This window comes from Mycolicibacterium vaccae NBRC 14118 = CIP 105934, from assembly GCF_001552715.1.
In the GTDB taxonomy this organism is placed as follows: domain Bacteria; phylum Actinomycetota; class Actinomycetes; order Mycobacteriales; family Mycobacteriaceae; genus Mycobacterium; species Mycobacterium vaccae.
In genome coordinates this window covers 54,780-61,220 of record NZ_BCRS01000013.1, presented here as the reverse complement: position 1 = coordinate 61,220, position 6,441 = coordinate 54,780, and the positions used below count along the sequence as shown (strand labels likewise).

6 protein-coding genes and 1 pseudogene are annotated in these 6,441 nt (G+C 70.7%); 4 read left to right on the top strand and 3 right to left on the bottom strand.

Annotation, left to right across the window (positions count from 1 at the left end; all coding sequences use genetic code 11):
• From MVA01S_RS04655 to MVA01S_RS04645, 3 genes and pseudogenes are all read left to right on the top strand, one after another.
• A pseudogene (locus tag MVA01S_RS04655) lies at window positions 1–323 on the top strand (acyl-CoA dehydrogenase); the annotation flags it as partial.
• Window positions 320–1,087, top strand: a complete 768-nt coding sequence (locus MVA01S_RS04650; RefSeq protein WP_003932674.1) for a PIG-L deacetylase family protein — start codon at window positions 320–322, stop codon at window positions 1,085–1,087. The pseudogene MVA01S_RS04655 and the gene MVA01S_RS04650, both read left to right, overlap by 4 nt.
• 8 nt (window positions 1,088–1,095) lie before the next feature.
• Window positions 1,096–1,707, top strand: coding sequence for an SAM-dependent methyltransferase (locus MVA01S_RS04645; protein WP_003932673.1), 612 nt, complete (start codon window positions 1,096–1,098; stop codon window positions 1,705–1,707).
• Window positions 1,708–1,795: 88 nt separating this feature from the next.
• Here MVA01S_RS04645 and MVA01S_RS04640 read toward each other — a convergent pair whose 3' ends face one another.
• On the bottom strand, window positions 1,796–3,016 hold the full coding sequence (locus MVA01S_RS04640) for a CynX/NimT family MFS transporter (RefSeq protein ID WP_003932672.1): 1,221 nt from the start codon (window positions 3,014–3,016) through the stop codon (window positions 1,796–1,798).
• A 48-nt stretch (window positions 3,017–3,064) separates the two neighbouring features.
• Between MVA01S_RS04640 and MVA01S_RS04635 the strand changes: the two genes are divergently transcribed.
• Window positions 3,065–3,754: a FadR/GntR family transcriptional regulator gene (locus MVA01S_RS04635; RefSeq protein WP_003932671.1), complete on the top strand. Its 690-nt coding sequence runs from the start codon at window positions 3,065–3,067 to the stop codon at window positions 3,752–3,754.
• A gap of 42 nt (window positions 3,755–3,796) precedes the next feature.
• Here MVA01S_RS04635 and fadD8 read toward each other — a convergent pair whose 3' ends face one another.
• Window positions 3,797–5,404 (bottom strand): fatty-acid--CoA ligase FadD8, encoded by a 1,608-nt coding sequence (fadD8, locus tag MVA01S_RS04630; protein ID WP_003932670.1) that lies wholly within the window; start codon window positions 5,402–5,404, stop codon window positions 3,797–3,799.
• A 97-nt stretch (window positions 5,405–5,501) separates the two neighbouring features.
• Window positions 5,502–6,410, bottom strand: a complete 909-nt coding sequence (locus MVA01S_RS04625; RefSeq protein ID WP_060941546.1) for an oxygenase MpaB family protein — start codon at window positions 6,408–6,410, stop codon at window positions 5,502–5,504.
• Window positions 6,411–6,441: the final 31 nt, after the last annotated feature.

Genomic DNA, 6,441 nt, shown 5'->3' with positions numbered 1-6,441 from the left:
CGCACACCGCAGCGCACCTCGGTGCCGTCGATGCCGCGCTCAGCGCTGCCGCCGCGATCCTGTCGGTGACCGCGGGCGAGGTCGACGCCGACCCGCACGACCGCAGCGGGCGGGCCGAACTGCTGGCCCGGCGTTGCCGGGCAGTGGTGGAGACCGCCGTGGACGAGACCCTGGCTCGCACTGCCCGCGCGCTGGGCCCGGCCCCGTTGTGTGCGGACACCGCGCATGCGAAACGGGTGGCCGATCTGGCCGTGTACGTGCAGCAGAGCCACGCCGAGCGTGATCTCGAACGGCTGGGCGTGCTGGCCGCGGAGGCCGCGTGACCGGGGTGGCGGTGGACAACACCGCGCGGATGGCCGCCTGCCCGCTCGCCGACGGGGGTACGCCCGAACAGATCTGGAGCGCGGCGGGGCTGTCGCTGCCCGACCTGGACATGCGCGACTGCGCCGAGCTCGTGCTCGTCGGCGCCCATCCCGACGACGAGACCTTGGGCTTCGGGGCAGCGGCGGCATGGCTGGCCGAAGCCGGTGTGCCGGTGCAGATCGTGTCCGCCAGCGACGGCGGTGCGGCGTTCCCGGGCGCCACCCCGCTGCAGCGAAACCGACTCGAGCAGGCGCGCCGATCCGAATTGCGCTGCGCCGCTGAGACTCTCGGGGTATCACCACCGATCAGCCTGGGGTTTCCCGACGGTCAGCTCGCCTGCCACGAAGACCGGCTGACCGAGGTGCTCACCGAGATCCTGGCTGCCCGCCCGGCCGGAACCTGGTGCGCGGCGACCTGGCGGGGCGACGGCCACCCCGACCACGAGGCCGTCGGCCGGGCCGCCGCGGCGGCGACGCGGCGCACCGCCACCGTGCTCGTCGAGTACCCGGTGTGGATGTGGCACTGGGCCCGGCCGGCGGACAGCGCGGTGCCCTGGGAACACGGTTACACGCTGCCCGTCTCCTCGACCGCACGGCAGCGCAAGCTCGCCGCGGCCCGCTGCTTCCACAGTCAGTTCACCCCACCGGAGCCCGGCATCGACGCGGTGCTGCCGCCGTACTTCCTGCCGCGGTTGCTGGCCGTCGGGGAGGTGGTGTTCCGCTGAACGCCCGCGTGCCCGACGCCTACTTCGACCGCCTGTACGCGCAGGCCGCCGATCCCTGGCGGCTGGAAAGTCGTTGGTACGAGCGGCGCAAGTACGACATCACCGTCGCGCTGTTGCCGTTTGCGCGCTACCGGCACGCGTTCGAACCGGGCTGTTCGGTGGGCGTGCTCACCGAACGTCTGGCCCGTCGTTGCGATCGGCTGATCAGCACCGACATCAACACCGCCGCACTGGACGCCACCCACCGCAGGCTGACCGCGGCCGGCCTGCGGCAGAAGGTGACGCTGCTGCGCGGTTCACTCGACCAGCCCTGGCCGACAGGGCCTTTCGACCTGGTCGTGCTCTCCGAGGTGTGCTACTACCTGCAGCCGGCGACGCTGAGGGAGGTCCTCGACCGCGAGGTGCCCCGCCTGCAGTCGGCCGCCACGGTCCTCGCCGCGCACTGGCGCCACGACGTCGACGACTATCCGATGAACGGGGACCGGGCCAACGACATCATCGGCGCCACCCAGGGACTGCACCATCTCGGCGGGTACCGCGACGCCGACGTCGTGATCGACGTGTTCGACACCGCCGGTGCGGCGTCGGTGGCGGCGCGCACCGCCGTCCCCGGCGCGTAGTCACCTTGCCCCACAGAGTGGTTCAGTTTTCCAGTACCCCGGGTCTTGCGTCCGGGGCACGTCGCATGCGGTGTTTGTGCCCTCGCGTTCACACGTAGCGGTCGCGCCCCGCCATCGCCCCGGCGACGGTCTGCACACAGAAGACCGCCAGGAAGAGCACCCAGGGCGCCGTCCACCCGTGGGTCACGTCGTGCAGCAGGCCGAACAGGAACGGCCCGCTGCCCGCGATCAGGTAGCCGAAGCCCTGCGCCATGCCGGAGAGCGCGGCGGTGTCCTCGGGGGTGCGGGCCCGCAACCCCAGCAGGGCCAGCGCCAGGGAGAACCCGCTCAGACCCGTCCCGAGCAGCACGCTCCACAGCAGCGGCTGAGCGGTCGGCGCCACCATCAGGCCGATGCTGCCCGCGAACCCGAACGAGCTGATGCCCACGATCCACGTGCTCTGGCTGCGCCCGCGCGAGGCGATCGGCGTGACCACCAGCGACAGCGGCACCCCGACCAGTGACGCCAACGCCACCAACAGGCCGGCCTGCACCTTGTCGATCCCGTTGTCGATGAAAACCTGTGGGAGCCAGCCCATCATGATGTAAGCCAGGAATGCCTGGCAGCCGAAGAACACCGTGACAGTCCATGCCAGCGGGCTCCGGAGCAGCGAACGACGGACCCTCGTGGGCCCGCTGTGCACGGCCCAGGTGCCGCGATGGCGACCGGTCGCCGGGATCCACACCGCCAACGCGAGCAGCGACACCACCGCCCACACCATCAGCGCGGACCGCCATCCGCCCAAGGGGTCCTCCAGGCCGGGGGTGACGGCGGACCCCAGTGCGCCGCCGCCCTGCAGAGCGGCGGTGTAGATGCCGGTCATCAGTCCGATCCGGGCGGGGAAGGACGTCTTGATCACCACGGGGATGAGCACATTGGCCAGCGCGATGCCGGCGCAGGCGATCAGCGTCGCCCCGATGACGACGTACGCCCCGCCCGCGCCCCGCAGCGCCAGCCCGGCGGTCAGCGCGACCATCGCGGTGGAGATCGCCCGGCCGAGGCCGATCCGCGACGCCAGCCAGGGGGCGGCGAGCCCGGCGCCGGCGAAACACAGCGCCGGCATCGTCGTCACCAGGCCGGCCCAGGTGGCCGACATCCCGAGGTCGCCGCGGATGTCGTGGAGCAGCGTCGCGATGCTGGTGACCGCGGGACGCAGATTCAGCGCGGCGAGGACGACGGCCATCGCGAGCAGTGCGCCGCCGGCGACCGTGGGTACCGGCCCCGCTGTCGTGTGCGGGTCCACGATCATCGGCTGACGGTCGCTGGGCATCCTGCTAATGTGCCATACATCCCATGATTGGATGAAAGGATTATTCGTGTGCCGTTGAACACAACACGGCGCTCAAGCCTTGTCGATCAGGTCATCGAGCAGCTCCGGCACGCCGTCGCCAGCGGGGAGTGGCCGGTCGGCGAGCGGATACCCAACGAGACCGTGCTCGTCGAATCGCTCGGAGCGGGCCGCAATACCGTACGCGAAGCCGTGCGGGCGCTCGCGCATGCGGGCATCCTCGACGTCCGCCAGGGCGACGGCACCTATGTGCGGGCCACCAGCGAGGTGTCCGGTGCGCTACGCCGGCTGGCCGGCGCCGAGCTGCGCGAGGTGCTCGAGGTGCGCCGCGCGCTCGAAGTCGAGGCAGCCCGGCTGGCCGCCGCCCACCGCACTGCGGAGGACGTGGCCGCGATGCGCGCCCTGCTCGCCCGCCGCGCCGAACTCGCGTCCGCCGACGACACCGACGCGTTCGCCCGCGTCGACGCCGAATTCCACCTCGCCGTGGTGCGCAGCGCGCGCAACCGCACCCTCACCGAGCTGTACCGCGGCCTGATCGAAGTGGTCACCGCCAGCGTCGCGACGACCCGCCACGTGCCGGTCGACCGATGCGATCACGGCGTGCTGCTCGACCGGATCGCCGCCGGGGAGCCCGAAGCCGCCGCCCGCACCGCGGGCGCGTTCCTGGACCGGATCCTGGAAGGACTCGGCCCGGAACCAGCCGTCGGCTCAGCCGACTGAAGTCTGACTGTCGGCTCAGCCGACTGAAGTCTGACTGTCGGCTCAGCCGACTGAACGCCCCGCGCCTTCCCAGAACTGCGCCCGCACCGCCTTCTTGTCCGGCTTGCCCAGCGCGGTCACCGGCACCGACTCCACGACGATCACCTGCTTGGGCGTGTGCACCGACCCCTTGCGCTCCTTGACCGACACCTGGATCTCGGTCGTCATCGTGGCCACGGCGGCCTCGGAGCGATCCGCGTCGGGGCGCAGCACCACCACCGCGGTCACCGCCTCGCCCCACTTGTCGTCGGGCGTGCCGATCACGCACACCTGTGCCACCGAAGGATGTTCGGCCACCACGTCCTCCACCTCACGCGGGAACACATTGAACCCGCCGGTGACGATCATGTCCTTGGTGCGATCGACGATGAAGTAGAAGCCGTCCTCGTCCTCGCGGGCCAGGTCGCCGGTGTGCATCCAGCCGTTGCGGAACGTCTCGGCCGTCGCCTCCGGCAGGTTCCAGTAACCGCCCGACAGCAGCGGGCCGGCGACGCAGATCTCGCCGACCTCGCCCCGGGGCACCGGCTGGTCGTCGGGACCGAGCAACGCCACCTTGGCGAACAGCGTCGGGCGTCCGCACGACGTCAACCGCTTCTCGTCGTGGTCCTTCTTGGACAGGTAGGTGATCACCATCGGGGCCTCGGACTGGCCGTAGTACTGCGCGAAGATCGGCCCGAACCGGCGGATGGCCTCGGCCAACCGGACCGGGTTCATCGCCGACGCGCCGTAGTAGACGGTCTCCAGCGACGACAGATCGCGGGTGTGTGAATCCGGGTGATCCATCAGCGCGTAGATCATCGACGGCACCAGCATCGTCGCGGTGATCTTCTGTTCCTCGATCACCCGCAGCACCTCGGCCGGGTCGAACTTGGTCAGCACGATCAGCTCGCCACCCTTGACGATCACCGGGGTGAAGAACGCCGCGCCGGCGTGCGACAGCGGCGTGCACATCAGGAAGCGCGGGTTCTCCGGCCACTCCCATTCGGCCAGCTGCACCGTCGTCATGGTGGTGATCGACTGCGTCGTCCCCATGACGCCCTTGGGCTTTCCGGTGGTGCCGCCGGTGTAGGTCAGGCCGCCGATGTGGTCGGGTGGCAGGTCGGCCGCGACCAGGGGCCTGGGTGCGTATTTGGCCGCCTCGGCGCTCAGATCCACCGCGGTGACGCCGCTCTGGGCGAGTTCGGGCGGGACGGGGCCGATGGTCAGCACCTGCTTGAGCGAGGGCACCTTCTCCACCAGGCCCAGCGCGCGTTCGACGAACATCGGGTTGGGATCGATGATCAGCGACGTGACCTCGGCGTCGGACAGCACGTAGGCGTGGTCGTCCAGCGAGCCGAGCGGGTGCAGCGCGGTGCGTCGGTAGCCCTGCGTCTGCCCGGCGCCGATGATCATCAGCACCTCGGGCCGGTTGAGCGACAGCAGGCCGACGGCCGCCCCGGTACCGGCTCCGAGCGCCTCGAACGCCTGGATGTACTGGCTGATGCGGTCGGCGAGTTCGCCGCCGGTCAGCGTGGTGTCCCCGAGGAACAGCACGGGACGGTCCTTGTGGCGCTTGAGTGCGCCGACGGTGAGGTGGCCGGAGTGGAGGAAGTGGCGCAGCTGATCACTCATGCCGACCAGATTAGAACGTGTTCCAATTTCAGTCAGCCGGTCCCTGCGAATCGCTGCCCATCAGCGCATCTGCCGAGCCGCAGCGCGGGAACGAGGCTCAGAAGCGGGACGGGGTGCGGCCCAGCTCGCGCAGCCACCCCTTCCGCGCGGCGGGATACCACTTGAACGACGCGGGCACGTAGTCCCACCCGGTGCGGATGGCCGACCGGATCGCGCGGTAGCGCCGCTCGTCGCCCCGCGACCACGGGATGTCGAAGCGTTCCCGCACCACCGCGGGCAGGCCGCCGAAGATCACCAGCCGCATCGGCGGGGCCAGTGCCATCCGCACCGGCAGGGTGGGCAGCAGCGCGTCGGCGAGCGGACGCAGCCGGGGGTGGGTCGGGTAGTCCGGCGAGGCACTCATGTCGGGGATCGCAGGCCTGCCGATGAACTCGATCAGGTAGTCCGACGCGGGATTGGGCTGCAGCACCTCGCGGCAGTACCGGTCGAACTCCCTGTCGAACGCGGCGCGATCGGCGGGCACCACGGCGGAGGTCATCCCGTAGCGCCGGTACCACTCGCGCCCCTCGGCGTAGAGCTGTTCGCTTTCCCGCGCGGAAAGGCCGTGGCGATCCCAGTGCAGCGCAATGCGATCCACCATCCGCTGGAAGGTGGCGTGCGCCCACCAGAACGTCTCCGGGTTCAATGCGTGGTAGCGCTGCCCGCCCGCCAGCGTGCCCTTGATGTCGTGGTGGAAGTCGCGCACCCGCAACCCGGTCGTCTCGGCGTCCGGGCCGTCGTAGACCGTGCCCAGGATGCCCGGCAGGGAACGGAACACGCGGTCGACGGGGTCGTCGAAGAAGTCGGAGTGGTCGATCAGCCCCTGGCCGATCGCCGGATGCATGGTCTGCAGCAGGCCGGCGGTGCCGCCCTCGAAGGCGATGCGCATGTCGCCGGCCCACCGCCACAGCAGCGAGGACGGCCCGAGTGCGGCCACGCCGTCAGCGGGGGAGTTCACCGACGTCATGCTGCTGCTCCCCGAAGTACTTTGTCCAGCA